Origin of the sequence: Campylobacter sp. 1569, from assembly GCF_024723675.1 — a bacterium.
Lineage (GTDB): Bacteria > Campylobacterota > Campylobacteria > Campylobacterales > Campylobacteraceae > Campylobacter_D > Campylobacter_D jejuni_C.
Genome location: NZ_JANQDB010000064.1, coordinates 1 through 389 on the forward strand (window position 1 = coordinate 1; position 389 = coordinate 389).

At 26.0% G+C, this 389-nt stretch carries 1 protein-coding gene; it reads right to left on the reverse strand.

The features are described from left to right. Window positions 1-389 (reverse strand): glycosyltransferase family A protein (locus CAMP5060_RS08190; RefSeq protein ID WP_337218212.1); only part of this gene is annotated, 389 nt, incomplete at both ends.

A 389-nucleotide genomic window follows, 5' to 3' on the forward strand; every position in this document is an offset into this window, starting at 1 on the left:
CCTATCATACAAACATCATCATCTTGATGAGTTGCTAAGAATTTATCTATTTCATAAAAATAATGTCTATCTAAAAAATCATCTGGATCGGTAAAAGTAACCCATGGAGTTTTATAGTTGTTTTCTTGCATATATTTTAAACCTAAATTTCTCGCACTAGCTTGCCCACTATTCTCTTTATAAAGATAGACAATGTTTTTTGGGTATTTTTCTTGATATTTTTTAATAATGTTTGCAGAATTATCCGTAGAACCATCATCTACTAGTATCATAAAGATATTTCTTTTAAAATCAAGTCTTTGATTTATAATTGAATTAAAATAATCATCTAAATATTTTTCTGTGTTGTATACAGCTGATATTATTGTATATTGAGTAAAAGCTTTGTA